This is a genomic window from Pararhizobium polonicum, assembly GCF_001687365.1.
Classification (GTDB): domain Bacteria; phylum Pseudomonadota; class Alphaproteobacteria; order Rhizobiales; family Rhizobiaceae; genus Pararhizobium; species Pararhizobium polonicum.
In genome coordinates this window covers 92,488-118,025 of the sequence record NZ_LGLV01000020.1, presented here as the reverse complement: position 1 = coordinate 118,025, position 25,538 = coordinate 92,488, and the positions used below count along the sequence as shown (strand labels likewise).

General features: G+C 60.3%; 27 protein-coding genes. 15 read left to right on the top strand and 12 right to left on the bottom strand.

Annotation, left to right across the window (positions count from 1 at the left end; all coding sequences use genetic code 11):
• Nucleotides 1-56: 56 nt before the first annotated feature.
• Entirely contained in the window at nt 57-863 is an 807-nt protein-coding gene (locus ADU59_RS27135; protein ID WP_068958534.1) for a DUF2189 domain-containing protein, read from the bottom strand.
• Nucleotides 864-1,015: 152 nt separating this feature from the next.
• Between ADU59_RS27135 and ADU59_RS27130 the strand changes: the two genes are divergently transcribed.
• The 3 genes from ADU59_RS27130 (at nt 1,016) to ADU59_RS27120 (ending at nt 5,472) form a co-directional block, all read left to right on the top strand.
• Complete coding sequence (locus ADU59_RS27130; RefSeq protein ID WP_483414159.1) at nt 1,016-1,645, top strand: RBBP9/YdeN family alpha/beta hydrolase; 630 nt, start codon at nt 1,016-1,018, stop codon at nt 1,643-1,645.
• A gap of 101 nt (nt 1,646-1,746) precedes the next feature.
• A complete protein-coding gene (locus tag ADU59_RS27125) occupies nt 1,747-4,320 on the top strand; it encodes a sensor domain-containing protein (RefSeq protein WP_068958530.1) in 2,574 nt (857 codons plus the stop codon).
• Between the two features lie 366 nt (nt 4,321-4,686).
• The gene (locus tag ADU59_RS27120) at nt 4,687-5,472 is read left to right on the top strand and encodes a class I SAM-dependent methyltransferase (protein WP_068958528.1); all 786 of its coding nucleotides are present in this window, start codon (nt 4,687-4,689) and stop codon (nt 5,470-5,472) included.
• 110 nt (nt 5,473-5,582) lie between these two features.
• Here the strand turns inward: ADU59_RS27120 and ADU59_RS27115 are convergent, their stop codons facing one another.
• On the bottom strand, nt 5,583-5,897 hold the full coding sequence (locus ADU59_RS27115; RefSeq protein ID WP_068958526.1) for a DUF1476 domain-containing protein: 315 nt from the start codon (nt 5,895-5,897) through the stop codon (nt 5,583-5,585).
• A gap of 231 nt (nt 5,898-6,128) precedes the next feature.
• Between ADU59_RS27115 and purC the strand changes: the two genes are divergently transcribed.
• From purC to arsC, 6 genes are all read left to right on the top strand, one after another.
• Complete coding sequence (gene purC, locus ADU59_RS27110; protein WP_060640884.1) at nt 6,129-6,893, top strand: phosphoribosylaminoimidazolesuccinocarboxamide synthase; 765 nt, start codon at nt 6,129-6,131, stop codon at nt 6,891-6,893.
• A 16-nt stretch (nt 6,894-6,909) separates the two neighbouring features.
• Nucleotides 6,910-7,152: a phosphoribosylformylglycinamidine synthase subunit PurS gene (gene purS / locus ADU59_RS27105; RefSeq protein ID WP_068958524.1), complete on the top strand. Its 243-nt coding sequence runs from the start codon at nt 6,910-6,912 to the stop codon at nt 7,150-7,152.
• A 20-nt stretch (nt 7,153-7,172) separates the two neighbouring features.
• Nucleotides 7,173-7,430 (top strand): hypothetical protein, encoded by a 258-nt coding sequence (locus ADU59_RS29800; RefSeq protein ID WP_083198437.1) that lies wholly within the window; start codon nt 7,173-7,175, stop codon nt 7,428-7,430.
• The gene (gene purQ, locus ADU59_RS27095; RefSeq protein WP_068958521.1) at nt 7,427-8,098 is read left to right on the top strand and encodes a phosphoribosylformylglycinamidine synthase subunit PurQ; all 672 of its coding nucleotides are present in this window, start codon (nt 7,427-7,429) and stop codon (nt 8,096-8,098) included. Before ADU59_RS29800 ends, purQ begins: the two co-directional genes overlap by 4 nt.
• A gap of 51 nt (nt 8,099-8,149) precedes the next feature.
• Nucleotides 8,150-8,545, top strand: coding sequence for a hypothetical protein (locus ADU59_RS27090; RefSeq protein ID WP_068958519.1), 396 nt, complete (start codon nt 8,150-8,152; stop codon nt 8,543-8,545).
• A gap of 265 nt (nt 8,546-8,810) precedes the next feature.
• Complete coding sequence (gene arsC / locus ADU59_RS27085; RefSeq protein ID WP_068958517.1) at nt 8,811-9,158, top strand: arsenate reductase (glutaredoxin); 348 nt, start codon at nt 8,811-8,813, stop codon at nt 9,156-9,158.
• Nucleotides 9,159-9,170: 12 nt separating this feature from the next.
• On the opposite strand, the gene ADU59_RS30460 is transcribed toward arsC, so the two are convergent.
• The gene (locus ADU59_RS30460) at nt 9,171-9,467 is read right to left on the bottom strand and encodes a DUF1127 domain-containing protein (protein WP_244506523.1); all 297 of its coding nucleotides are present in this window, start codon (nt 9,465-9,467) and stop codon (nt 9,171-9,173) included.
• 39 nt (nt 9,468-9,506) lie between these two features.
• Between ADU59_RS30460 and ADU59_RS27075 the strand changes: the two genes are divergently transcribed.
• From ADU59_RS27075 to ADU59_RS27050, 6 genes are all read left to right on the top strand, one after another.
• Nucleotides 9,507-10,925: an aminotransferase-like domain-containing protein gene (locus ADU59_RS27075; protein WP_068958513.1), complete on the top strand. Its 1,419-nt coding sequence runs from the start codon at nt 9,507-9,509 to the stop codon at nt 10,923-10,925.
• Between the two features lie 183 nt (nt 10,926-11,108).
• Nucleotides 11,109-13,343: a phosphoribosylformylglycinamidine synthase subunit PurL gene (purL, locus tag ADU59_RS27070; protein WP_068958624.1), complete on the top strand. Its 2,235-nt coding sequence runs from the start codon at nt 11,109-11,111 to the stop codon at nt 13,341-13,343.
• A 17-nt stretch (nt 13,344-13,360) separates the two neighbouring features.
• Complete coding sequence (locus ADU59_RS27065; protein WP_037095612.1) at nt 13,361-13,594, top strand: BolA/IbaG family iron-sulfur metabolism protein; 234 nt, start codon at nt 13,361-13,363, stop codon at nt 13,592-13,594.
• Nucleotides 13,595-13,760: 166 nt separating this feature from the next.
• Entirely contained in the window at nt 13,761-14,096 is a 336-nt protein-coding gene (gene grxD, locus ADU59_RS27060; protein WP_037095615.1) for a Grx4 family monothiol glutaredoxin, read from the top strand.
• Nucleotides 14,097-14,520: 424 nt separating this feature from the next.
• On the top strand, nt 14,521-15,756 hold the full coding sequence (locus ADU59_RS27055) for a multidrug effflux MFS transporter (RefSeq protein ID WP_099050950.1): 1,236 nt from the start codon (nt 14,521-14,523) through the stop codon (nt 15,754-15,756).
• A 38-nt stretch (nt 15,757-15,794) separates the two neighbouring features.
• The gene (locus ADU59_RS27050) at nt 15,795-17,081 is read left to right on the top strand and encodes a multidrug effflux MFS transporter (protein WP_068958511.1); all 1,287 of its coding nucleotides are present in this window, start codon (nt 15,795-15,797) and stop codon (nt 17,079-17,081) included.
• A gap of 91 nt (nt 17,082-17,172) precedes the next feature.
• On the opposite strand, the gene ADU59_RS27045 is transcribed toward ADU59_RS27050, so the two are convergent.
• From ADU59_RS27045 to ADU59_RS27005, 9 genes are all read right to left on the bottom strand, one after another.
• Nucleotides 17,173-17,997 carry an inositol monophosphatase family protein gene (locus ADU59_RS27045; RefSeq protein ID WP_068958510.1) on the bottom strand — a complete coding sequence of 275 codons (825 nt, stop codon included), beginning with the start codon at nt 17,995-17,997 and terminating at the stop codon, nt 17,173-17,175.
• A complete protein-coding gene (ttcA, locus tag ADU59_RS27040; RefSeq protein ID WP_068958508.1) occupies nt 17,994-18,881 on the bottom strand; it encodes a tRNA 2-thiocytidine(32) synthetase TtcA in 888 nt (295 codons plus the stop codon). The genes ADU59_RS27045 and ttcA overlap by 4 nt, the downstream gene beginning before the upstream one ends.
• Before the next feature lie 134 nt (nt 18,882-19,015).
• The gene (locus ADU59_RS27035) at nt 19,016-19,954 is read right to left on the bottom strand and encodes a glutaminase (protein ID WP_068958506.1); all 939 of its coding nucleotides are present in this window, start codon (nt 19,952-19,954) and stop codon (nt 19,016-19,018) included.
• Between the two features lie 101 nt (nt 19,955-20,055).
• Nucleotides 20,056-20,673: a 30S ribosomal protein S4 gene (gene rpsD / locus ADU59_RS27030; protein WP_068958504.1), complete on the bottom strand. Its 618-nt coding sequence runs from the start codon at nt 20,671-20,673 to the stop codon at nt 20,056-20,058.
• Nucleotides 20,674-20,970: 297 nt separating this feature from the next.
• On the bottom strand, nt 20,971-22,485 hold the full coding sequence (locus ADU59_RS27025; protein WP_068958619.1) for a helicase HerA domain-containing protein: 1,515 nt from the start codon (nt 22,483-22,485) through the stop codon (nt 20,971-20,973).
• A gap of 181 nt (nt 22,486-22,666) precedes the next feature.
• On the bottom strand, nt 22,667-23,059 hold the full coding sequence (locus ADU59_RS27020; protein WP_068958502.1) for a VOC family protein: 393 nt from the start codon (nt 23,057-23,059) through the stop codon (nt 22,667-22,669).
• 153 nt (nt 23,060-23,212) lie between these two features.
• Nucleotides 23,213-24,007 (bottom strand): glutamate racemase, encoded by a 795-nt coding sequence (murI, locus tag ADU59_RS27015; RefSeq protein ID WP_068958617.1) that lies wholly within the window; start codon nt 24,005-24,007, stop codon nt 23,213-23,215.
• Entirely contained in the window at nt 23,994-24,827 is an 834-nt protein-coding gene (locus ADU59_RS27010; RefSeq protein WP_068958500.1) for an RNA methyltransferase, read from the bottom strand. The genes murI and ADU59_RS27010 overlap by 14 nt, the downstream gene beginning before the upstream one ends.
• 76 nt (nt 24,828-24,903) lie before the next feature.
• The gene (locus ADU59_RS27005) at nt 24,904-25,434 is read right to left on the bottom strand and encodes a hypothetical protein (protein ID WP_139093232.1); all 531 of its coding nucleotides are present in this window, start codon (nt 25,432-25,434) and stop codon (nt 24,904-24,906) included.
• Nucleotides 25,435-25,538 lie beyond the last annotated feature (104 nt).

Sequence of the window (25,538 nt, the reverse complement as noted above, 5' to 3'; positions counted from 1 at the left end):
TATCGGCCAAAAGTGCCGCCCACAGGGACGGCACTTTTGCATTCCTGATGTTCGCTCTACTTGGCTTCCGGTGCGACGACCAGCTTGCGGTAGAGGTGCCACGTCGCGTGGCCGAGGACCGGCATGATGACGGCGAGGCCGACGAAAACCGGGATCGAGCCGATGACCAGACAGGCAGCGACAATCAAACCCCACACGGCAACCGGAACCGGATTGGCGAGCGTCGCACGCACCGACGTCTCGACCGCAGCCACCGCGCCGACATCCCTGTCGAGCAGCAGTGGAAACGACACGACTACGGTCGCCAAAACGATGGCCGCGAAGACGAAGCCGACGGCGTTGCCAACCAGGATCAGGTTCCATCCCTGATCTGTTCCGACGATCTGGTTGTAAAAGGCCGAAAGCGAAGTCACCGGAACGTCGCCGAACAGCTGCATATAGAGCGACTGCGCGACGAGCAGCCAGACGACAAACAAAATCAGCAGCATGAAAGCCAGCCCGATGATCGACGGCAGCGCCGGGGAGCGGCGAACGTCGAAGGCGTGCCGCCATGAGGTATTCATGCCGATTTCCCTGCGCCGGCTGATCTCATAGAGGCCGATGGCGGCGACAGGACCGAGCAGGGCAAAGCCGGAAGCCAGCGGATAGAGCAGCGGCAGCATGTTGGCACCGGAACTCCACGCGGCAAGGACGACACCGGCGATCGGATAGATCAGGCAGAGAAAGACGTAATGAGACGGCTTTGCACTAAAATCCTGCCAACCGAGACGCAGCGCATCGAAAACATCGGCGACGCCGATACTGCGAATTTCGGGATGCTCGATCTCGGTACTGGATCCTGCCATTACATGAAATGTCGTCATGACCAATTCTCCTCCTGGAACACGCGTCGTCACGTTATTCGAGAACAATCAGTATTTCCGGTTTCGAGAGGATTTCGGTATCATGGACCGCGATCCCATGCTCTCGCCATTGGCGGCATCCGCCGCTACGGCGCGTCGTGACCAATCGCGCCTTGCATGCAGCATATACCAGATTTGCTTGTCTTTCACTTGACTTCCTTCGTCCTCAACCTCAAATCGCCGTTATCATGAAAGCATCCGAAGCAGATATCCTCATCGTCCCCGGTTACACCAACTCCGGGCCGGACCATTGGCAAACCCGGTGGCAGAACAAACTTGCCTCCGCGCGGCGCGTCGAACAGGCCGAGTGGGCAAAGCCCGTGCGCGAAGACTGGGTCAAGCGCATGATCGACGACATCAACGCGGCGACCAAGCCTGTTGTCATCGTTGCCCATTCGCTTGGCGTGGCGACGGCCATTCATGCCATGCCGCATGTCGAAAAGAAGATCGCCGGCGCCTTCCTGGTGGCACCGCCCGAGGTGACCAATCCGAAGATCCGGCCGAAGCACCTGATGACGTTCGGCCCCTACCCGCGCGAGCCGTTGCCGTTCCCGAGCCTTGTCGTGGCAAGCCGCAACGACCCGTTCGGCACCTACGAGCATGCCGGCGACGTGGCCAACGCCTGGGGATCGATGCTCATTGATGCCGGCGAATCCGGACATATCAACAGCGAATCCGGACACGGCCCATGGCCGGAAGGCACGATGGTCTTTGCCCAGTTCCTCAATCGGCTTCAACCGTAAGGTTATAATTGCCCGCGCCTTCACGTTAGCGCATCGACGTTAAGCGTCCTTTCATTGTCGTTGCTCATGATGACCGCAAATCATGCGGGAACGACACACACGTGACGATCGCCAGCCAGAACAGAGAGCTTCGGCCAGAGCCGGTAGCCGCCGGTTCCTTGCCGGATGCGGCGGCTATTCTCGATCGTGCGCCCGTGGGCTACTGCCTGCTGGACGAGGGCGGCGCCATCCGCCAAGCGAACCCTGCTTTTGCAGATGCGCTTGACCTTTCCCCGGAGGCGATGCGCGGCGAACACATCCTCCATTTCGTGCACAGTGAGGATGCCGCGGTCTTCAACAGTGCAATGGCGGACGTCCAACAAAGGGAAAACAGGCCCAGCCGGTGCGATGTCCGTTTGGTACAGCCGAACGGTCAGCCACAGTGGGTCAGTGCTGCGCTCTCACATATACCCGGTGAGCCTGCTCCCGGGGTCATTCTGCAGATCCAGTCGATAGACGTGCTGAAGCAGGCGCTTGCCATACTTCAGCAAAACGAAACCCGGTGGAAATACGCGCTCGAAAGCGCCCATCAAGGCGTCTGGGATCACGATTTCCGCTCGAACGAGATGTTTTACTCCTCCCACTGGAAAACCATCCGGGGCATGGCAGCAGACGCGGCGGTCGATGGCGCGTTGGACCTGTGGATCGAAAACGTTCATCCGGCTGACCGCGAGCATGTGCTTGAATCCATTCGCCGCCAGGATGAAGGCGAAGTCGCGTTCAACACGTTCCAGTATCGTGAACGGCATACCAACGGTCACTGGGTCTGGATCGAAAGCCGGGGCGCGTCCATCGAATGGGGGCCGGACGGAAAACCGAGCCGTATCATCGGCACGGATACCGACATCACCGAACGCAAGAAGGCCGAAGCCCAGCTTGAGGAAATTTCGCGCCGCCTGCGGCTTGCCCTCGACGTTTCGAAAGTCGGCGTCTTCGAGGCCAATCTTGATACCGGTGCCGTCGTGCGCGACGAGCAATTGCTGCGGATCTACGGCGTCGATGCGGCAACATTGGCACAGCCGGGCGCAGTCCTCGAAGAGCGGCTGCATCCGCAAGACCGTGCAGGCGCATTGTCAAGGATTGCGGCTGGCGTGGCTTCGGCCGCTCCCTTCACGAATGCCTTCCGGATTGTCCGCCCCGATGGGGCAATCCGTCATATCCGCTCCAGTTCCGCGACCTTCGTCGACGCCGAAGGAGAGCGAAAGCTGATCGGCGCCAATTGGGATATTACCGAGGATGTCGCGCTGCGCGACGAACTCGAACGGGCAAGACAGCTGGCGGAAGCGCGCAACCGGGAGCTGGAAGCAGCCCGCACACGGATCGAATATAACGCGCTGCACGACCACCTGACCGGCCTGCCAAACCGGCGCTTCCTCGACCAGCGGCTCGATGACTGGATCGGCGAAAAGGTCGCCTACTGCGCCATCCTGCATATCGACCTCGACCGGTTCAAGCAGATCAACGACACGCTCGGCCATCAGGCGGGCGATGCGATGCTGGTCCACACGGCGCAGGTCCTGACCTCGATCATCGGCGAGAACGATTTCGTTGCCCGGATCGGTGGCGACGAATTCCTGGTGTTGTGCGATGCGCAACACTCTCAGGATGCGATCGTCATGCTCACCGACCAGATTATCGACGCCCTGCGCCAGCCGGTGCCCTATGGCGGGCATCTGTGCCGGTTCGGCGCCAGCGTCGGCATCGCCTGGACGCTGGACGGGACGGCGGACGCGAAACAATCGTTGCTGAATGCGGATATCGCTCTCTACCGCGCCAAGGGTCTCGGGCGAAACCGGTACGAGTTTTTTACCAAGCAGCTGCAAACGCAGATCCATCACGCCAAGCACACCGCCGACGAAATCATCAAGGGCCTTGAGGACGGTGCGTTCGTTGCCTTCTATCAACCGCAATTCGATGCCCGCACGCTGGATATTGCCGGCGTGGAGACCCTCGCCCGCTGGGCGCACCCAAAGCTCGGACTGCTGGCACCCGACTATTTCTTGAAGATCGCGGACGATATCAACGCACTGACGGCGATCGACCGGAGCATCGCCGCGCAGGCATTGAGGGATTTCAAGGATTGGGAAACGCGCGGGCTCTCCATTCCGCGTATTTCCGTCAACGTCTCGTCACCACGATTGCGGGAGCCGGGACTGATCGAGAGCCTGAAGCAGATCGGTATACCCCGCGGAAGACTGTCGTTCGAACTGCTGGAATCGATTTTCCTCGACGATCTCGACGAAAACGCCACGCAAACCTTGAGTGATCTGAAAGCGCTTGGCATCGATATCGAAATCGATGATTTCGGAACCGGCCATGCCTCGATCGTCGGCCTCATGAAACTCAACCCGAACCGCTTGAAAATCGACCGCGCCCTCGTCGGACCGATTTCCGAATCGGCCGAGCAACGAAAGCTGGTCGGCTCGATCATCGATATCGGCCATTCGCTGAACATCGAAGTGATCGCCGAAGGTGTCGAGACGCGCCAGCATGCCGATATTCTGCGCGACCTGGGCTGCGATATCCTGCAGGGCTATGCCTTCGCGCGTCCGATGTCGTCAACGGATCTCGTCCGCTTTGTCATGGCAGGGCAATGGCGCGAAAATTCCGAACGGCAGGCCGCAGGCGCGGCATAGCGGTCAGCCGAACCAGGCCAGACCGTTCCGCATCGCGAAGAGAACTGTAGTTCCACGCAAAGCTCATGTGAAGTTATTCCTTCGGAAGAACAGCCCGGTTGCTTGACATAACCCAAAATACTACTTGACAATACCTCGTACTAACATATGAAACCAATCAACTTTTGATAGTAAAAATGGCGATATACAGCCAATTTTTTCGCCTAATAATGGCCTTACTTATGAAATCTCCTGCATTTCGAAGTAAGATTTCTCAATCAAAAGGTACGAAACTTCACAGCCAGCTTTACGAGCCGTCTATCGGCCATCAGCGCCGATCGAATACTCCATCCGTTTATCGTCTCAACAGAACCGGATAGCCACCTGATGAATTCAGCCATTCGTAAATTCATATTCCACGATCTCCAAACGATCGAGGGCTATATCGACCCGCCGGATGCCCTTGTTTTCCTTTCGCTTCTGCAAGACCAGAAAGACAGCGATCTCGCCGGCGCCATTGCCGAAATCGGCGTGTTCTATGGCCGCTCCTATTTTCTGCTGAGAAAGATCGGCGGCAGCGACGAGAAGATATTGGCAATCGATCTTTTCGACATAGACCAGACGACGGGGAACACGCCCTCTCAATACAGCCGTTTCTTGGAAAACGGCCGCCGGCTCGGCCTGCCCGTGGATGAAGAGCTGGTGATCAGAGGCGACAGCACCCGGCTGGAACCGGCCGAACTCACCGCGAAGATCGGTAAAATCCGATTTTTCAGCATAGACGGCGGTCATATGCTTCAGCATGTCACTGCCGACAGCAGGCTCGCAATGGAGACGCTTGCGGATCACGGCGTCATCGCATTTGACGATACGTTCAATCCGGCCTGGCCGGAGGTTACCGTCGGCGTGGCCGATTTCCTGCGCAAATCCGGCGGTGCCTTTTCCGCCTTCTGCATGACCAAGTACAAAACCTATGTCTGCCGCCGTGAATTCCACGAATTTTACAGCGAATTGATCGCCAATTCAGCCAATCTCGCCGCCTTCGATCATGTGGAAACGGAATTTCTGGGCTCGAAAGTCGCCCGCCTCCACAACCCGCTTGGCCGCCGGATGGCCTATGAGCTGATGGTCCGCTCAGGCATGAGCGCTTTCTCCGAACGCGTCTATCGATAGGCATGGCGCCGATAGCCGGCCGGTAACCCCGGGAGACCCCGGATAACCGGCACAAAAAAGGCCGCCCGCGAATAAACGGGCGGCCGGGAAAATTACTTATAATGCCAGTATCAGCCGTTCTGGACCTGCGTTACCGCTTCCGACAGAAGCTCAAGCATCTTCAGGCGAATCTCGTCATCGGTCAGGGTGATGCCGGCAGCATCGAAATCGGCGCGCAGCTTGCGCACGACGTCCTCATGGCCGGCCTCTTCGAAATCGGCGGCAACAACATCCTTGGCATAGGCGGCCGGGTCGCTCTTGCCCAGAAGCTCTGCCGCCCAAAGGCCGAGAAGCTTGTTGCGGCGTGCTTCGGCCTTGAACCTCAGCTCTTCGTCAAGAGCAAACTTCGATTCGAACGCCTTTTCGCGATCCTGCATATTGGTCATCGTTGATCTCCCAAAAAACCGTTTTGCGTTGAGCTTTTCGCCCATAAACCAAAAGGTCATGGAAAGTGCAATGCGAAGTTTACCGGCGCGGCGACTTTCGTGCTACCCTGCCCTAATTCAGGGGATCGGATCAGACGCCGATTGTGAAATGGTTTCATTTCGGTTATGGACCGCCTTAGAAAATACCAAGTGCGCCACCCAAGGGCGCCTGCAACAGCAGAGATATCATTTATGAACCGTCGCCGCCGTATCTACGAGGGCAAGGCAAAGATCCTTTACGAGGGTCCTGAGCCTGGCACGCTGATTCAGTTCTTCAAAGATGACGCAACAGCTTTCAACGCAAAGAAGCATGAGATCATCGACGGCAAGGGCGTGCTCAACAACCGTATTTCCGAATACATCTTCACGCATCTGAACCGCATCGGTATTCCGACGCATTTCATCCGCCGCCTCAACATGCGCGAGCAGCTGATCAAGGAAGTGGAAATCATTCCGCTCGAGATCGTCGTGCGCAACGTGGCGGCCGGATCGCTGGCAAAGCGCCTCGGCATCGAGGAAGGCGTGGTTCTGCCGCGCTCGATCATCGAATTCTATTACAAGGCCGACGCGCTCGACGACCCGATGGTTTCCGAAGAGCACATCACCGCGTTCGGCTGGGCAAGCCCGCAGGAACTCGATGACATCATGGCGCTGGCCATCCGCATCAACGACTTTCTCACCGGCCTGTTCCTCGGCGTCGGCATCCAGCTCGTCGATTTCAAGATCGAATGCGGCCGCCTGTTCGAGGGTGACATGATGCGCATCATCCTGGCCGACGAGATTTCGCCGGACAGCTGCCGTCTCTGGGACGTCGAAACCAAGGAAAAGATGGACAAGGACCGGTTCCGCCGCGATATGGGAGGCCTTGTCGAGGCTTACCAGGAAGTGGCCCGCCGCCTTGGCATCATGAACGAGAACGAACCGCCACGCGGCTCCGGCCCGGTGCTGGTGAAATAAGCAGGAAGTATCGACAGTGATCAACGCACGCGTAACAGTGACGCTGAAAAACGGCGTTCTCGACCCGCAGGGCAAGGCAATCGAGGGTGCCCTCGGCGCCCTCGGCTTTGACGGCATCGGCAATGTCCGCCAGGGCAAGGTTTTCGATCTCCAGATCGAAACCGCCGACAAGGCAAAGGCCGAGGCCGAACTCAAGGCCATGTGCGAGAAACTTCTGGCCAACACCGTGATCGAGAATTACACTATCTCACTCGACTGATGGTTGAATGAGGCCTGTGAATGTCGGAAATCACAAGCGAATTGATGTATGAGCTTTTGAAGCGTGTTCACTCAGACATTGCCGGTCTGAAAGAGGGACAACGGGAAATTCGCTCGGAATTGAATGCGATACGTGGAACGATGATTTCCATGCATCAGGATATTCACAACGTCTACGGAATTCTCGCCCGTCACGACACCCGCCTTGATCGTATCGAAAACCGCCTCGAATTGCGCGAGCTTGCCGAGGCCCAATCCAGGTTTGAACCGCAGCCATGAAATCCGCCGTCGTCCAGCTTCCAGGCCTCAATCGTGATCGCGACATGATCGCCGCTCTGACCAAGATTTCCGGCAAGGCGCCGGTGACGATCTGGCAGACGGAAACGGACATCCCCGATGTCGATCTGATCGTCATCCCCGGCGGCTTCTCCTACGGCGACTATCTGCGCTGCGGCGCCATCGCCGCCCGCATGCCGGTGATGCAGGCGATCAAGGCCAAGGCCGAGGCCGGCGTCAAGGTTCTGGGCGTCTGCAATGGTTTCCAGATTCTCGTTGAAGCAGGCCTTCTTCCAGGTGCGCTCATGCGCAACGCCTCGCTGAAATTCGTCTGCAAGGAAATCAAGCTGGAAGTCGTCAACGCCAACACCGATTTCAGCCGCGCCTACGAGCAGGGACAGATCATCCGCTGCCCGGTCGCCCATCACGACGGCAATTATTTTGCCGATGCCGATACGCTCAAGACGATTGAAGACAATGGCCAGGTCGTTTTCCGCTATGCCGGCGGAACCAATCCGAACGGATCGGTCAATGACATCGCCGGGATCGTCAATGCCAAGGGCAATGTTCTCGGCATGATGCCGCATCCGGAAAACCTGATCGAGGCAGCCCATGGCGGCGCCGATGGCCGCGGCCTATTCGCTTCCGCGCTCGACGTAATCGCTGCTTAACATTCGGTCTGATAGAAGGCACCCTCAAGATCGAATCACAGGGGCCTTCCGATGCGTGGCACAGCTTTCATCCGTTTCATCACTGTTTCCACGCTTGCGCTCGTTGCCGGCTGCCAGTCGGCCAGTCCGCCGCCGCCGGCCCAGAACACCGCCGCGCTGGCGACCATGGAACGGGTGGCGCTCGGCGCCAATGCCTGCTGGTTCAAGTCCGGTGACGCCGCCTTCAAGGCCTATCGTCTGGCCCCGGAACTCAATTCGTTCTCCGGGCGCCCGCGGATACTGCTCGTCAAGCGCAATTCGCCTGAGTCCCGGCCGCTCGCCGTCGTTCAGGCGGAAGGGCACCCTGCCCGCCTGCAGGCCTTCGGACCGCTGTTCAATGAGCCTGTCGGGGCGCGGATGACGACAGACATCAAGCGCTGGGCTGCCGGCGGCAACGGCTGCAGCTAGCCGAAGAGCGCAATGAACCGCAAGCGTGCGGCATTATCGTTACTTCTTGCGGCTTTTCTTTTTCCAAATTTTGCCAGACAATCAACTGAAGAAGCCCCTTGCTGAACAAATGCAATCAAAGGGCGTATTTTTGTGCGCTAAAACCGGAAACATCACTCTCACACCTGTCATGAAGCCGCGCTATCTCGCGTGCTAGGCGCGGACATCTGTCCGCACCCGTTCCGCCGAATTCCTCCCGTGTCCTGTTGTCACCAAAGGCATATTCATGAGCGTTATGATTTATCACAACAACCGCTGCTCCACGTCCCGCGCGGTTCTCGATATCATCCGTGAGGCGGGTATCGAACCCATCATCAATGACTATATGAAGACGCCGCCGAGCCACGAGGAGATGCTGGCGCTACTGCTCGCCATGGACATGTCGCCGCGTCAATTGCTCCGCACGAAAGAGCGCGTTTACCTGTCGCTCAACCTCGATGACGAGAAGAAGACGGACCGGGAGATCATCGACGCGATGCTGGCCCACCCCGAACTGATCGAGAGACCGATCGTCGTGACGGAAAAAGGCATCAAAGTCTGTCGTCCCAAAACCAGGGTGCTTGAACTTCTTTAGCCTGGGGATCGGTTAGCTCGAGAAAGGACGCGCCGCCTCACGGCGCGCTTCCGACGGCGTCACGCCGATATCGGCAAGCTGCTCATCCGTCAGTTCGGACAGCGCAATACGGCTGAGCCGCTTTTCCTCATACTGGACAATCCAGCCGATCACCCGCCAGACGAAACGCTTCAGACCCGCAGCAAAACCACGCTGAACCGGGATTGCACCCGTCCCGGTCGAACAAGTTGCATCGTCATCCGCACATATTGCACTCATTGTCATCACTCCGCCGATTGCAATGGTTATTTTTTGATATTGCATTGTCATAATTGACACCGAAAGGGATGCAATGTAGAAATTGTCACCATGACAACTTGGATGCCAGACCCCGGCCAAGGCCAAGGCCCGCTTTACGCCCGCATTGCCGACCAGATCGAGCAGGCGATTGCCGGCGGCGTTTTGACCGCCGGTACGAAATTGCCCCCGCAGCGCAACCTCGCCTTCGATATCGGCGTGACAATCGGCACGATCGGCCGGGCCTACCATCTCGTGCGCGAACGCGGGCTTGTCAGCGGCGAAGTCGGCCGGGGCACCTATGTGCTCAACAATGCCGAATTGCGGCCGGCCGAACAGGCCGATCCGATGACGGCAGCCCTCGCCGGCACCCGTCCGATCAAGGCGCCGCCGGGTAAGCTCAGATTCGACAGCACGGCGGCACCCGATATCGGCCAGGGCGCATCGCTGGAAAAGGTGCTGGTCGATATCAGCCGCGAGCACCACGCCGATATTGCCAGCTACGCCCGCGACTTCCCGCAGCATTGGTTCGAGGCGGGCAGCCAATGGCTGGCCAAGGGGACATTTCGCCCGCAAGCCGACAGAATCGTACCCACCCTCGGTGCCCATGCCGGTGCGGTCGCGGTCATCGCCGCCGTCACGGCACCGGGCGACAAGATCGCGTTTGAGAACGTCACCTATTCGCAAATCAGCCGAAGCGCCGGCCTCATCGGCCGCCGGACGATTTTGCTGCGGACCGACGATTACGGCCTCGATCCCGAAGACTTCGAGCGCGTCTGCGCCCAGCAGCATCCAAAACTCGCCTTCCTGATGCCGACAGCGCAAAACCCGACTGTTGTCACGCTGTCGCTGGAACGTCGGCAGGCGATCGCCGATATTGCCCGCCGTTATGGTGTCTGGCTGCTGGAAGACGATCTTTACGGCGCCATGAGTGGCGACATGACCCCGCTTCTCGCCGAACTTGCGCCGGAGCGGACATTCCTCGTCGGCGGCCTGTCGAAATCGGTTGCCGCCGGCGTGCGCGGCGGTTGGGTCGCCTGCCCGCCGCATTTCAGCCAGCGCATCCGCATCGCCCACAAGATGGTCAGCGGCGGCATGCCCTTTCTTCTGGCCGAACTCTGCTCCCGCCTCGTCCTCAGCGGCGAGGCCGCGATCCTGCGCTCCCGCTGCATCGACGAGATCCGGGCGCGCGAACAGATGGCCCGCGAAATCTTTTCAGGCATCGAGTTCAACTCGCATCCGCATGTGCCTTTCCTCTGGCTGAAACTGTCCGAGCCGTGGTTTTCGGGCACTTTCAAGCACGCGGCTTTCGAGGAAGGCGTGCTGGTCGATGATGAGGACGAATTCAAGGCCGGACGGACCGAGAGCGTCTACCACCGCGTCCGGATCGGCTTCTCCTCACCCGCCGACCGCAACGAGGTCCGGCGCGGTTTCCTGACGCTGCGGCGCCTGCTGGACAGCGGCCGCACGGGCTACGACAGCTTCGCCTGAACGAAAGCTGACTTTATCGGCGAAAAGCACACGATCTCCTGTGCTTTCTCGCCATTTTCCTGTCGCATCCCGGAAGTGCATCGGCTAAAGAAACGCCGACGCGATCTCTTTGTTTTGACGCAGCCCTGCACGCAATCGGCTCTGACGCCGTCCGGGATGCTCCAACGGACCGAATGGACCACGATGACCATTTCCAATACCCGCCCCATCACCCCCGAGTTGATTGCCTCGCACGGCCTGAAGCCGGATGAGTATCAGCGCATTCTGGACCTGATCGGCCGCGAGCCGAGCTTTACGGAACTCGGCATCTTCTCGGCCATGTGGAACGAGCACTGCTCCTACAAGTCCTCGAAGAAATGGCTGCGCACGCTGCCGACCACCGGCCCGCGCGTTATCCAGGGACCGGGCGAGAACGCCGGCGTCGTCGATATCGACGATGGCGACGTCGTGGTCTTCAAGATGGAGAGCCACAATCATCCGTCCTATATCGAGCCCTATCAGGGCGCTGCGACCGGTGTCGGCGGCATCCTGCGTGACGTCTTCACCATGGGCGCCCGTCCGATCGCGGCGATGAACGCGCTGCGCTTCGGTTCGCCGGATCATCCCAAGACCCGCCATCTCGTCTCCGGCGTCGTTGCCGGCGTCGGCGGTTACGGCAACTCGTTCGGCGTGCCGACGGTCGGCGGCGAAGTCGAGTTCGACGCCCGCTATAACGGCAATATCCTCGTCAATGCCTTTGCTGCAGGCCTTGCCAAGTCGGATGCGATCTTCCTGTCGGAAGCCAAGGGCGTCGGCCTGCCGGTCGTCTATCTCGGCGCCAAGACCGGCCGCGATGGCGTCGGCGGCGCGACCATGGCCTCGGCCGAGTTCGACGAATCGATCGAAGAGAAGCGTCCGACCGTGCAGGTCGGAGACCCCTTCACCGAAAAATGCCTGCTCGAAGCCTGCCTCGAACTGATGAAGACCGGTGCGGTCATCGCCATTCAGGACATGGGTGCCGCTGGCCTCACCTGCTCGGCCGTCGAAATGGGCGCCAAGGGCGACCTCGGCATCGAGCTGGAACTGGACAAGGTGCCGGTGCGCGAAGAGCGCATGACGGCCTATGAAATGATGCTGTCGGAAAGCCAGGAGCGCATGCTCATGGTGCTTGAGCCCGCCAAGGAAGAGATCGCCAAGGCGATCTTCGTCAAATGGGGTCTGGATTTCGCCATCGTCGGCAAGACAACCGACGACCTGCGGTTCCGCGTGCTGCATCAGGGCGAGGAAGTCGCCAACCTGCCGATCAAGGATCTGGGTGATCAGGCACCGGAATACGACCGCCCCTGGACGCCAGCCACCGCCGCAGCCCCATTGGCTGCCGGCGATGTGCCGCAGGCCAATGTCGCCGATGCCGTCCTGGCGCTGGTGGGCTCCGCCAACAACTCCTCGCGCCGCTGGGTTTACGAGCAGTACGACACGCTGATCCAGGGCAATTCGCTGCAGCTTCCCGGCGGTGACGCCGGTGTCGTGCGCGTCGAAGGCCATCCGACCAAGGCGCTGGCCTTCTCCTCCGACGTGACGCCCCGTTATGTCGAGGCCGACCCGTTCGAAGGCGGCAAGCAGGCCGTGGCCGAATGCTGGCGTAATATCACCGCGACCGGCGCACTGCCGCTGGCGGCCACCGACAACCTCAATTTCGGCAATCCGGAACGCCCGGAAATCATGAGCCAGCTGGTTCATGCCATCAAGGGCATCGGCGAAGCCTGCCGCGCACTCGATTTCCCGATCGTTTCCGGCAATGTCTCGCTCTACAACGAAACCAACGGTCAGGGCATCCTGCCGACCCCGACGATCGGCGGCGTCGGCCTGCTTGGCGACTGGTCGCAGATGGCGCGTATCCGCTTTGCGGCGGAAGGCGAGACCATCCTGCTCGTCGGCGCACCCGAAGGGCTTGGAACGCATCTCGGCCAGTCGGTTTATCTGCGCGACATCCACGGCCGTACCGATGGCCCTGCCCCGCATGTCGATCTCGCTCATGAGCGCAAGACCGGCGATTTCGTCCGCGGGCTGATCACCGATGGCCTGACCACTGCCGTGCATGATTGCTCCTCGGGCGGCCTGGCGCTGGCCGTTGCCGAAATGGCGATGGCGTCGGGTATCGGCGCCAAGGTTTCGGCGGTTGCCGGCCACGATCCGATCCCGGTCTTCTTCGGCGAGGATCAGGGCCGCTATGTCGTCACCGTGAAGCCGGAACATGCGGCACTTGTGGCCGAGCGGGCGCAAGCCGCAGGCGTGGCCGCGCCTTCCATCGGCAGCACCGGCGGCACCGAGCTCGTGCTTGGCACAGCCAAGCCGCTTGCAATTCTGCAATTGCGCTCGGCCCATGAATCATGGTTCCCTGATTTCATGGACGGCGAAACACTGATCGCCGCCGAGTAATTCAGGGAGTACAGACCATGCCGATGGCACCTGGCGATATCGAAGACATGATCAAGTCGGGCATTCCCGGCGCAAAGGTGACAATCCGGGATCTGGCCGGCGACGGCGATCATTATGCGGCCGAAGTCGTGGCGGAAGCCTTTCGCGGCAAAAGCCGGGTGCAGCAGCACCAGATGGTCTACAACGCGCTGAAGGGCAATATGGGGGGTGTTCTCCATGCCCTGGCCCTTCAGACTTCCGCACCGGAATGAAGGCAGGCTGACACTGGACGTCCGTAAAACTTGAGTGCCGACCTGTTGCCGGCCTGCAAGTCATCAATTTTTGTTGCGAACGGGTGATGAAAATCACCGGCGCGCATGTTATCTAACAGAGATCGACACCCCCGACCCTTGAAGCGGGAGCAGGAAGGACTACGACATGAGCGGTATCAACGATTTCATCGCCAATGAAGTGAAGAGCAACGATGTCGTTCTTTTCATGAAGGGCACCCCCCAGTTCCCCCAGTGTGGGTTCTCCGGCCAGGTGGTCCAGATGCTCGATTATATCGGCGTCGACTACAAGGGCATCAATGTGCTCGCCGATGCGGATCTTCGCCAAGGCATCAAGGACTATTCCAACTGGCCGACCATCCCGCAGCTCTACATCAAGGGCGAATTCATCGGCGGATGCGATATCGTCCGTGAAATGTTCCAGGCTGGCGAACTCCAGTCGCATTTCGAGGAACAGGGCATCGCCGTCAAGGGCGCAGCCTGAAACCTGAATTCGGCCACAGTGGCAGCTGAAAAAGGCGGGTCACCGCCTTTTTTTGATTCCGGCAGATTGTGATGACTGACTAATATTGCGCAGCCTTTATCAGCCGGAACCAATATGAGCCACTGTCACAAGCCAGTCGCGATGTTGGGAGTATGCACGCGCAGTGCAGGTTTCTGCGCCATTGAACGAGGCCGGATCATATCCTCCTGACCTCCCTCTATCCCAGTTGCCGCCGGCACGATCTTGCCTGCGCTCTTCCAAACCCGGCTGGACCGGTTTCTGTCTTGAAAGCGCTTCGGAGCCGCGCTTCCAACCGCATATATAATACGCTGGCTCCAGCATTTTCATCTGCGCCTGATCCATCCGGGAAACATTGCCGTTTCCGGTTTCAGGCGCCCGGCACGTCCGCCAGGAAACTATCCCGATGACCATAACATCCGAAGCACCGGGTATCCCGGCTTTGTCAAAACCACAATTCATTGCCCTGATGGCGCTGCTGATGGCCATCAATGCGATTTCGATCGACATCATGCTGCCCGGTCTGCAGGAGATCGGCGCCAGTCTCGGTGTTGTCGATGAAAACACGCGCCAATATGTGATCACCGCCTATCTCATCGGCATGGGCTGCGCGCAGCTGTTCTTCGGCCCGCTGTCCGATCGATTCGGCCGCAAGCTGCCGCTTCTCGGCGGCATTGGCATCTATGCGCTCTGTGCGCTCGCCATCGTCTTCGTGCCGTCCTTTTCCGGACTTCTGGCACTGCGCTTCATGCAGGGTATTGGTGCCGCCGCCACCCGCGTCATCACCGTCTCGATCGTGCGCGACGTCTATGGCGGCCGGATGATGGCCGAAGTCATGTCGCTGGTCATGATGGTCTTCATGATCGTGCCGGTCATCGCCCCCAGCATCGGCCAGCTGATCATGATCTTTGCCGAATGGCATATGATCTTCGTCGTCATCTGCGTGTTTGCGCTGCTGGTGGCAACGATGGTGGCACTACGCCTGCCGGAAACGCTGTCTATCGAACATCGCCGGCCGTTCACCGTGACGTCCATCCTGGCCGGCTTCCGCATCGTGTTGACCAACCGCGTCTCGCTTTGTTACTCGCTGGCCGCGTCGTTCATCTTCGGCTCGCTGTTCGGCTTCATCAATTCCTCACAGCAGATCCTCGTCGGCATCTATGGCCTGGGCCACTGGTTTCCGCTGGTCTTTGCAGGCTTTGCCGGCATGATGGCGATCGCGTCCTTCACCAACTCACGGCTGGTCAAGCGCTACGGCATGCGCCGCCTGTCGCACGGTGCCCTGATCGGCTTCACGATCGCGAGCATGATCTGGGCCGTGGCGTCGATCTTCGGAACGCTTCCGTTCTGGCTTTTCATCCTGCTCTACGCTTCGGCCATGTTCCAGTTCGGCCTGATCGGCCCCAATTTCAACGCCATGGCGATGGAGCCGCTCGGTCACGTCGCCGGAACGGCATCGTCCGTGCTGGGCTTTACCCAGACGATCGGCGGCGCCTCCATCGGCGCGCTGATCGGCCAGGCTTTCGACGGCACGGTCACACCGCTGGCGATCGGATTCCTGACCGTATCCGTCATCGGTCTGATTTTCGTGCTCGTTGCCGAGAAGGGCAAGCTTTTCAGCCCGCACAATCCATCTATCTGACGGCTTCCGTCACCCCCAAGACTTTCATAGGTTCCTTCATGTCCACCACCACGGCCACCGAACACATCGAAAATATCGGATCGTCCCGAATAGGCCTCGGCTTCTTCGAATTCGTCATCACCATCGCTCTGATGACCGCAAGCGTTGCGGTCGCGATCGACATCATGCTGCCGGCCCTGCCCGCCATCGGCCACTCGCTCAACGTCGCCAACACCAACGACACGCAGCTGGTCATCGGCGTCTTCTTTCTCGGCTTCGGCTGCTCGCAGATCGTCTTCGGCAGTTTGTCCGACACATTCGGCCGCCGCAATATCCTCTTGGCCGGTCTCGCCTTCTTCACGCTGACCATGCTTGGAGCGGCGGCAACCCAGAGCTTTGAAATGCTGCTGCTCCTGCGCTTCGTGCAGGGCATCGGCGCGGCCGCGGTTCGAATCACCACCATGGCTGTTGTCCGCGACTGTTTCGGCGGCCGCGAAATGGCCCGCGTCATGTCCTATGTGATGATCGTCTTCATGATCGTGCCGATCGTCGCCCCCTCGCTCGGCCAGGCCGTCATCTATTACGCAAACTGGCACTGGATCTTCATCCTGCTCGGCGGCATCGGCGCCATCCTCTTTGTCTGGGCAGCCATGCGCCTGCAGGAGTCGCTGCCGAAGGAAGAACGCCTGCCGCTATCGGTGGCATCGGTCGTCTCGGGCTTCCGCACCGTTCTGACCAACCGCGTCACCTGCGGCTACATGATCGGCCTGACGCTGTTCACCGCCGTCATCTGCGCCTATATCGTCACCGTCCAGCAGATCTTCGGCGAGGTCTATGGCCTTGGCGACTGGCTGCCGATCGCCTTTGCCGGAACCGCCGGCGGCATCGCCGTTGCCAATTTCGCCAATGGCTACTTCGTCCGCAGCTTCGGCATGCGGCGCATCTCGCATGTGGCGATGATCCTGTTCACGCTGCTCTCCGGCGCCGGTCTGCTGATTTCGCTGGGCGGCAAGCCAGACTTCCTGCTCGCCTACCTGCTGTTCTCCGTTCTCTTGATGATGTTCGCCGTCATCGCCACCAATTTCACCGCCATCAGCCTCGAGCCGATGGGGCATCTGGCGGGAACGGCAACCGCGATCACCGGCTTCGTCTCCACCACCGGCGGCGCACTGATCGGCGGCGCCGTCGGGCAAATGTTCAACGGCACGGTCCAGCCGCTGTTTGCCGGCTTTACCCTCTTCGGCGTATTGACGATCCTTGCAGTCCTCTGGGCGGAAAAAGGCAAGCTCTTCACCCACCCGGGCGACGACACCGCCAAGCTTGAAGCTGGCGGCGGACATATGTAATCCGCTGAAACGCTGAAACCCGAAATGGAAAGGCCCGCTCAGTGAATGAACACTGAGCGGGCCTTTTCTATGCGCTGCCGTCTTCTGGCAGTCAGACGGTAAACACCTCACGGCGCAGCATGTCCCAGCAATCCTTGTCGGACGCCAGCAGCAGGCCGCCATCGACATGATGCGGCAGATAGGGCGAGCCATCGAACCGGGCGGCATAGGCACCGGCTTCCTGAGCGATCAGCGTGCCGGCCAGATGATCCCAGGGCATCAGTTTCTGATAGGTCAGGAAGTGGAAATGCCCGGCGGCAAAGGCGCGGTATTCATGGGCCGCGCAGCGATAGCTGGTGGCGATGCGCACCTTGGCCATGTTGCCCATGACGATGCGGCGGTTTTCCGGCGAATAGAAGCCGGTGGAGGCGCAGCCGACAAGGCTTTCGAGCGGTACGGACGGCACGGTGGCAAGACGCTCCTGCGAGCCGTCGGCCTTGCAAAGCCAGGACCCGGAGCCCTTTTCGGCAATCACCCAGTCATTGCCCATCGGATCGTAGATGATGCCCGCGACGGTTTCGCCCTTGGCGACGACGGCGGCCATGACGCCGAACAACGGCATGCCAGCGGCATAGTTGAAGGTACCGTCGATCGGATCGACGACGATGGCGAGATCGGCACCAGCCAGACGGCTGAGCAGCGCCGGATCGGCAGCGACCGATTCCTCGCCGACGAACAGCGCATCCGGAGAAACCTCTGCCATCCGCGCCTTGATCAGCCGCTCCGCCGCCTCGTCGGCTTCCGTCACCAGATCGATGGCTTCCGACTTCATCCGCACGTCGCCCGCGCCGAGGTTGCGGAAACGCGGTAGGATTTCCTTGGCCGCGGCCTCCTGCAGGATGTTGGCGATGGCGGCGATATCGATGGCAGATGTCATGCTTTGGGCTCCGCGAAGAGGGATTGGAAGTCGAACAGTTTCGGGTCGAGCAGATGCGACGGATTGACGTGGCCGAGCGCCCGCAGCATCGTGTCCTTGCGGCCGGGCATGCGGCGCTCGATATCCGACAGCATCGCCTTCATCGCATTGCGCTCAAGCCCGTCCTGCGAACCGCAGAGGTCGCAGGGGATGATCGGAAACTCCATCGCAGCGGCAAATTTCGCCAGATCGTCCTCGGCCGCATAGGCCAGCGGCCGCAGCACCATCAGATCGCCTTCGTCGTTCAGAAGCTTTGCCGGCATCGTCGCCAGCCTGCCGCCGTGGAAGAAATTCATGAAGAAGGTCTCAAGAATATCCTCGCGATGATGCCCCAGCACCAGCGCGTCACAGCCCTCCTCGCGGGCGATCCGGTAGAGATTGCCGCGGCGCAGGCGCGAACAGAGCGCACAATAGGTTCCGCCCGCCGGCACCTTCTCCTTCACGATCGAATAGGTGTCGCGATATTCGATGCGGTGCCTGACACCGATCGACGAGAGATAGTCCGGCAGCACATGCTTGGGGAAATTCGGCTGTCCCTGATCGAGATTGCAGACCACGAGTTCGACCGGCAGCAGGCCGCGCCATTGCAGGTCCATCAGCAGGGCCAGGAGGCTGTAGCTGTCCTTGCCGCCGGAAACGCCGATCAGCCAGCGCTTCTGGCCTTTCAGCATGCCAAAATCCTCGATCGCCTGACGCACCTGCCGCAGCAACCGCTTGCGCAGCTTGTTGAACGAGACGGATGACGGCATCTTTGCGAAGATCGGATGCATCACATCGTCGCCGGCTTGATCCGGCACGAGATCTTCGAGGTCTGCTTTGGTCGGCGATTGAATGGCAATATCCATGACAAAGTCCCGGATGGAAAGGCGCGACGGCACAAAGGCGGCGCACGAATACGATGCCCTGCACTTGCCCGTGTCCGCCGGCAAGATCAAGGAAAATGCGCCCGGATGGACGTGAAACTTCCGTAGCGCCCCACTCAGGCGCCGAACACGGACCATCCGGTGCGGCTGGCAAGCATTTCCAGCGCCAGCGACCCAAGCAGCGAATTGCCGTTATGATTGAGTCCCGGCGACCAGACGGCAACGGAGGCCTTGCCCGGCGCGACGCAAAGAATGCCGCCGCCGACGCCGCTCTTGCCCGGCAGGCCGACGCGATAAGCAAAATCGCCCGAGCCGTCATAGTGGCCGCAGGTCAGCATCAGCGCATTGATACGCCGCGCCCGCTGCTTGGAAACAACGGAATGCCTGGTCAGCGGATTGGTACCGGAGGCTGCGAGAAACAGCCCGGCCTTGGCCAACTGGACGCAGCTCATCGCCAGCGCGCACTGATGGAAATAGACGCCGAGCACATGCTCGACGGGATGATCGAGTTTGCCGAAAGAACGCATGAAATTGGCGAGCGCGAAGTTACGGTAGCCGGTTGCGGCTTCAGAGCGCGCGACTTCCGGATCGATGACGATATCGTCCTCGTCGGCCAGGTAGCGCACAAACCGGACCACCTCGCCGATCGCCTCCTTCGGCGTGTGACCGGCCAGCACCAGATCGGTGATGGCGATGGCCCCGGCATTGATGAAGGGATTGCGCGGGATTCCATGTTCATGCTCAAGCTGGACGATGGAATTGAAGGCGGAACCGGACGGTTCGCGGCCAACGCGCTTCCAGATGTTCTCACCATGCTTGCCGAGCGCCAGCGTCAGCGTGAAGACCTTGGAGATACTCTGGATGGAGAACGGCACCTGTGCATCGCCGGCCATATGAACATCGCCATCGACCGTGACGATCGCCATGCCGAAACGCTTGGGATCGACGCGGGCGAGCTGCGGGATGTAATCGGCCACCTTCCCCTCGCCGAGCCGTGGGGTAAGCTCGCGGTGGATATCATCGACAATCGACTGCAGGTCCAACGGGCCGGGCATCAGTCATTCTCCGCATCAGACTTGGTGGAAATTGGGCAACAAAAAAGCCACCCATCTCTGAGTGGCTTTTCCGAATTTCACAAGGCCAAGCCTCTAAGAAATTATCGCGAATAGAATTCGACGACGAGGTTCGGTTCCATGATGACCGGGTACGGAACGTCGATCAGGGCAGGAACGCGGGCGAAGGTCGCAACCATCTTGTTGTGATCGACTTCGACATAGTCCGGAACGTCGCGTTCAGCGAGCGAAACGGCTTCGAGAACCGAAACGAGCTGCTTGGACTTTTCGCGAACTTCGATAACGTCGCCAGCCTTGCAGCGGTACGAACCGATGTTGACGCGAACGCCGTTGACCTTGACGTGGCCATGGTTGACGAACTGACGGGCAGCAAAGACCGTCGGAACGAACTTGGCGCGGTAGACGATCGCGTCGAGACGCGATTCGAGCAGGCCGATCAGGTTTTCGGAAGTGTCACCCTTGCGACGGTCAGCTTCGGCGAAGATCGCACGGAACTGCTTTTCGCGGATGTCGCCGTAGTAGCCCTTGAGCTTCTGCTTGGCGCGCAGCTGCACACCGAAGTCGGAAAGCTTGGACTTGCGGCGCTGGCCGTGCTGGCCAGGACCGTATTCGCGACGGTTCACCGGGGACTTCGGACGGCCCCAGATGTTTTCGCCCATACGGCGGTCAATTTTGTACTTGGACGATTCGCGCTTGCTCATCGTATTTCCCTTCAACAGGTTACACCGGTCTGTTGCCAAACCGGATCAAGGAAACACGCCCTCCTCTGAACTTCTTTTGAAAGCTCTGACAGGTTTCTCACATTACGCTAACGGAGAAGCCACGGGACATGTCGGTTCGCGCATTTCCCTTTCCGGCTCGGCCGGAAAGACAAGGCATATGCGCCACTAAAAAGTAACACCGGGCATTTCGGCCCGGCGTTGTGCGCGTCTTTAGGTAAGTTTCACAAAATTGTCAACGACGGCGCAAAACATTCCGCATTTTACGCCCTTATTCCGCTACTCCGCAGCACTCCGGCTGTCCGTGTCATCGAAAAGCGCATCGGCTGCGCCTGGCGCCGTCTCTACCTGCAGGTCCGGAAAAGCGACGATGCGCTTTCCCGAGAGATCGCTGTGCACCACAATCAGCCCCTGCTCCTCGAAATAGCCGAGCAGACGGCGGGCGCGCCGGGCCGAGTGGGTGCCGTAGGCGCGCGCGATCATCGCGTCGGAAGGGCATGGCAGATTGCGCACGGCAGACTGCGCCACAAGCAGGAACACGCCTTGCAGATCGTCGGTGACATTGCGCGACAGGCTGAGCGCAGACGCCCAGATTTCACTCGCAGCCGTCTCCGCATCGACCCCGGACCGGGCGACCGCCATCTTGCGGCGGAAGGCACTCAGCGACAGCGGGGCGCCGGGCACGCGGCGGATGCGGCAGCGGACAAGAAAATCCTGGAACAGTTCGGCATCGGCGCGGAACGCCGCATCAGGATGCTCGAGAATTTCGGCCAGTAGTCCGTCGAGCAGTGCTTCGCGCTCGAGAACAGGCATTTCCGGCACCGGCGCCTTCGGCTCCGCAAGTCCGATCGGTTCCGGCCGCGGGCGGGAGAGCTCGGCCAGGATATCGGTGGCCGGACGTGGTTGAGCGCTGGGGCGGCGCATGATCGGGCGAATCAGCTCTTCCGGATCGGGCGTGAAGATCAGGTCCTCGACGTCGGCGACCGCCTCCGGCAAAGGCGTCAGCTTCGGGCTGGTGGAGCGGGCCGAGGTTTCGACATTGCCGATCGTCACCGGCAGCGGCCGGCGCGACAGGGCTGGACCGAGCGCCACGAAGGAGCCGCGCTTCAGGTCGCGGAACATTTCCGCCGTGCGCCGGTCCATGCCGAGCAGATCGGCGGCACGTGCCATGTCGATATCGAGAAAAGTGCGCCCCATCAGGAAGTTGGACGCTTCGGCGGCGACGTTCTTGGCAAGCTTGGCCAGCCGCTGCGTGGCGATGACACCGGCAAGGCCGCGTTTACGGCCGCGGCACATCAGGTTGGTCATGGCGCCGAGCGAAATCTTGCGCGCTTCCTCGGACACGTCGCCGGCGACCGACGGCGCAAACATCTGCGCCTCGTCGACCACCACCAACACCGGATACCAGTAGTCGCGATCGGCATCGAACATGGCATTGAGGAAGATGCCGGCGCTGCGCATCTGCTGCTCGATATCCAGCCCTTCAAGGGACAGGACACAGGAGACGCGATGCTGGCGGATACGGCTGGCAATGCCGATCAGCTCGGCTTCCGTGCGCTCGCCCTCGATCACCACATGGCCGAACTTGTCGGCCAGCGTGACGAAATCGCCTTCGGGATCGATGATGCACTGCTGCACCCACGGGGCGGACTGTTCCAGAAGCCGGCGCAGAAGATGCGATTTTCCGGAGCCGGAATTGCCCTGCACCAGAAGGCGCGTCGCCAGAAGCTCCTCGATATCGAGCGGAACGGATGCGCCATCGGACGCCGTCCCCATATCGATGCCGACTTTCATATCCACCTCGTCAAAAATGCCATGCCGGATGCGCCGCCACGAACCCGCAAGCAAGGAGCCTTAGCACCGTTTGGGCCGGTTTGCGCGCCGACACAACAGAAACCCACAGTTAAGACAGTCAGACTTCCCTGCCGCAGCACCGTCGCCCAACCGAAAAATACGACCTCGGTAGTCTGCTACTTCAGCCTTCGGCGTAACAGACAGCCTGTAGCTTGTTTCCATCGGGGTCGCGAACATATGCGGCATAGTAGTCTGGTCCGTAGGCGGTGCGAGGCCCGGGAGCCCCCTCGTCCATACCTCCCAACGTCAGCGCCAACTCGTGGAACCGATGAACCTGCGCCTTCGTATCGGCGATGAGGGCGACATGCGTACCGTTTCCCCACGTTGCGGGGCGGCCGTCTTCCGGTGTGTAGATGTAAATGGTCGGCATCTGACCGTTTTTCTCATAGGCCAGTGGTTTTTCGGCAGGCTTCGGCAAACGGGAAAACCCGATTGCCCCGAGAACGGCATCATAGAATTTTGCAGACCGTTCCTTGTCGTTGGTTCCAAGCGTGATGTGGCTGATCACAGACATCGTTGAATTTCCCGCATTGTCGATGGACAGGTATCAACATGCAGAAGAAATCGCTCAGACGACAGAGTGTCGGCGATAAATTTTTGCCGTTGGATAGCCTCGACTGAACCGATGATTTTCGAGCAATGCCCCGCGAGCAAATGATCACTTGCCCTATACGGTCAGCCCGAATCCCTGCAACAGCCGTCGCGTCGTGAAGTCAGGTTTGCCGGACGTGAAGATCGCCGGATCGACTCCGTTCAGCGGCTCGAAATCATCCGGCAACGGCACCAGGCTACGCGCCCGCCGCGCAATCGCCTCGGCCGGATCGAGCCAGTCCACCGGCCAGGGTGCCAGGCGGCGAAAGACATTGGCCATGAAGGGATAGTGGGTGCAGGCGAGAACGACGATATCGGTCTTCTTCCCGTCCTTCTCGACAAAACACTGCTCGATCTCAGAGAGAACCGCCGCGTCGTCGATCGGCCCGCCGCGAATATAGGCTTCCGCCATACGGGCCAGATTTTCCGAACCGACGAGGCGGACATGGCATTGCGAGGCGAAGGACTGGATGAGATCACGGGTATAGGCGCGCTTGACGGTGCCGGGCGTCGCCAGCACCGAGACAAGGCCCGATCGCGTCCGCTCCGCCGCGGGTTTGATCGCCGGTACAGTGCCGACGAAACGCATATCCGGAAACGCCGCGCGCAGATCGGCGCCGGCAAGCGTGAAGGCTGTGTTGCAGGCGATGACGCAGATTTCCGGATCATGGTCTGCGAGCAATCTGGCAAACAGGGAGATGATGCGCTCTTTCAGAGCCTCTTCTTCCCAGCCCCCATAGGGAAAGCCCGCATCGTCGGCGACATAGATGAAATGCCGCTCCGGCATCAGCACGCGGGCTTCGCGCAGCACGGTGAGCCCACCGATGCCGCTGTCGAAGACGAGGATGGGTTTCAGCTCAGGTGTCGTCACCGGCGTCATCTGCCTTTTTCGCGCGCGAATTTTCCGGCGCTCCGGCACCGCGCGGCGCCTCGCGGGTGAAACGATCGAGCGATGAGATGATGCCGCGCACCAGCCGGATTTCGGATTCGGTAAAGCCGGGGCGGGTCAGGACTGCGCGCAAGTTGTCGATCAATTTCGGCTTTTTGGCGACAGGCCGGAAGTAGCCGCGCGCCTCCAGCGCCTCCTCGACATGATCGAACAAGCCCTGCAACTGATCCTTGGTCGCCGGGTTCTGCGACAGCGCCTGGAAGGAGGTTTCCTCCCGCGATTCCATGCTGGTCTTCAGCCACTCGTAGGACATCAGCAGAACCGCCTGCGCAAGGTTGAGCGAGGCAAAGGCCGGGTTGACCGGGAAGGTGACGATCTCGTCGGCCAGCGCCACCTCTTCGTTGGTCAGGCCGGTGCGCTCGCGACCAAAGAGAATGCCGGTCGCCTCGCCCATATTGAAGCGGTTGCGCAGCGTTTCGGCAGCGATCAATGGCGAGCGCACCGGCTTGTAGCCGTAGCGGTCGCGCGCCGTCGTCGCATAGACGAAGTTGAGATCGGCAATCGCCTCCGGCAGCGTGTCGTAGACTTTCGCGGCATCGATGACGTGATCGGCGCGGCTCGCGGCCGAACGGGCCTTCTCGCTTGGCCAGCCGTCACGCGGACTGACGAGGCGCAGTTCGGAAAGACCGAAATTGGCCATGGCGCGCGCCACCATGCCGATGTTCTCGCCAAGCTGCGGGTGCACCAGAATGATTGCCGGTCCTTCTGTCAGAAGTACGCGTTCGCTGTTCGTCCCTGCCATTCCAATGCCTTCATATCTGTTTGCGCGCTTCCCTCGCACAGATGCGGGGATTTTGAAAGTCGCGGTCGCAGCCGGCCTATTGCGGATCGCTGGCGCCCTGGCTGGCGATCCCTTCCAGCTCCGCCTTGAGCGAGCCCGCATCGTCCGGCCGGACGATATCGTCGATGACGGGGTGCCCGCCCTCCTCGATCACGATGAAATGCAGCTCGCTCGGCTTCCAGTCGGCGTCGCGCTCGCCAAAACAATGCGTATTGTCGAAGGTGACCTTCACATCGCTCCTGCCATCCGTTTGCGGACCGGCAGCAACGGACAGGTCCTTGATCGAGCAGCTGTCCTGGCCGCTGACAATGACATCGTAGTCAAAGGGCGAATCGCCTCCGTCGTAGGCCGGAAATTTCGTCGCCGCGCGATAGGTCTTGGCGAAGTCCTGGCTGTAGATGCGGCCAAGGCGCGCTTCCGAGAAATAATCTTCGCCGGGCTGGGCATCTTGATCGGCCCAACCCTTGACGGCCTCCTGCATGATTTCGTTGACCGGTGCTGCGGGATCGGCCGCCTGCGCGGAGGAGAAAGCACAGCAGGCCAGAAGAACAAGCACGAACCGTTTCATCGTCATTTCCCGATTTCAAATGCGCCGCCGGGCGCCGGAGAGTTGCGTATCGTCATAGCCATTTTCGCAGCCGGGCGCGAGACCGGAATGATGCGGCATATCGG

Coding starts and splice junctions, on each gene's coding strand:
- ADU59_RS27135 (WP_068958534.1), bottom strand. CDS start 863: ATGACGACATTTCATGTAATGGCAGGATCCAGTACCGAGATCGAGCAT.
- ADU59_RS27120 (WP_068958528.1), top strand. CDS start 4,687: ATGAATTCAGCCATTCGTAAATTCATATTCCACGATCTCCAAACGATC.
- ADU59_RS27115 (WP_068958526.1), bottom strand. CDS start 5,897: ATGACCAATATGCAGGATCGCGAAAAGGCGTTCGAATCGAAGTTTGCT.
- purC (WP_060640884.1), top strand. CDS start 6,129: ATGAACCGTCGCCGCCGTATCTACGAGGGCAAGGCAAAGATCCTTTAC.
- ADU59_RS29800 (WP_083198437.1), top strand. CDS start 7,173: ATGTCGGAAATCACAAGCGAATTGATGTATGAGCTTTTGAAGCGTGTT.
- purQ (WP_068958521.1), top strand. CDS start 7,427: ATGAAATCCGCCGTCGTCCAGCTTCCAGGCCTCAATCGTGATCGCGAC.
- ADU59_RS27090 (WP_068958519.1), top strand. CDS start 8,150: ATGCGTGGCACAGCTTTCATCCGTTTCATCACTGTTTCCACGCTTGCG.
- arsC (WP_068958517.1), top strand. CDS start 8,811: ATGAGCGTTATGATTTATCACAACAACCGCTGCTCCACGTCCCGCGCG.
- ADU59_RS30460 (WP_244506523.1), bottom strand. CDS start 9,467: ATGACAATGCAATATCAAAAAATAACCATTGCAATCGGCGGAGTGATG.
- ADU59_RS27075 (WP_068958513.1), top strand. CDS start 9,507: ATGACAACTTGGATGCCAGACCCCGGCCAAGGCCAAGGCCCGCTTTAC.
- purL (WP_068958624.1), top strand. CDS start 11,109: ATGACCATTTCCAATACCCGCCCCATCACCCCCGAGTTGATTGCCTCG.
- ADU59_RS27065 (WP_037095612.1), top strand. CDS start 13,361: ATGCCGATGGCACCTGGCGATATCGAAGACATGATCAAGTCGGGCATT.
- grxD (WP_037095615.1), top strand. CDS start 13,761: ATGAGCGGTATCAACGATTTCATCGCCAATGAAGTGAAGAGCAACGAT.
- ADU59_RS27055 (WP_099050950.1), top strand. CDS start 14,521: ATGACCATAACATCCGAAGCACCGGGTATCCCGGCTTTGTCAAAACCA.
- ADU59_RS27050 (WP_068958511.1), top strand. CDS start 15,795: ATGTCCACCACCACGGCCACCGAACACATCGAAAATATCGGATCGTCC.
- ADU59_RS27045 (WP_068958510.1), bottom strand. CDS start 17,997: ATGACATCTGCCATCGATATCGCCGCCATCGCCAACATCCTGCAGGAG.
- ttcA (WP_068958508.1), bottom strand. CDS start 18,881: ATGGATATTGCCATTCAATCGCCGACCAAAGCAGACCTCGAAGATCTC.
- ADU59_RS27035 (WP_068958506.1), bottom strand. CDS start 19,954: ATGCCCGGCCCGTTGGACCTGCAGTCGATTGTCGATGATATCCACCGC.
- rpsD (WP_068958504.1), bottom strand. CDS start 20,673: ATGAGCAAGCGCGAATCGTCCAAGTACAAAATTGACCGCCGTATGGGC.
- ADU59_RS27025 (WP_068958619.1), bottom strand. CDS start 22,485: ATGAAAGTCGGCATCGATATGGGGACGGCGTCCGATGGCGCATCCGTT.
- ADU59_RS27020 (WP_068958502.1), bottom strand. CDS start 23,059: ATGTCTGTGATCAGCCACATCACGCTTGGAACCAACGACAAGGAACGG.
- ADU59_RS27010 (WP_068958500.1), bottom strand. CDS start 24,827: ATGGCAGGGACGAACAGCGAACGCGTACTTCTGACAGAAGGACCGGCA.
- ADU59_RS27005 (WP_139093232.1), bottom strand. CDS start 25,434: ATGAAACGGTTCGTGCTTGTTCTTCTGGCCTGCTGTGCTTTCTCCTCC.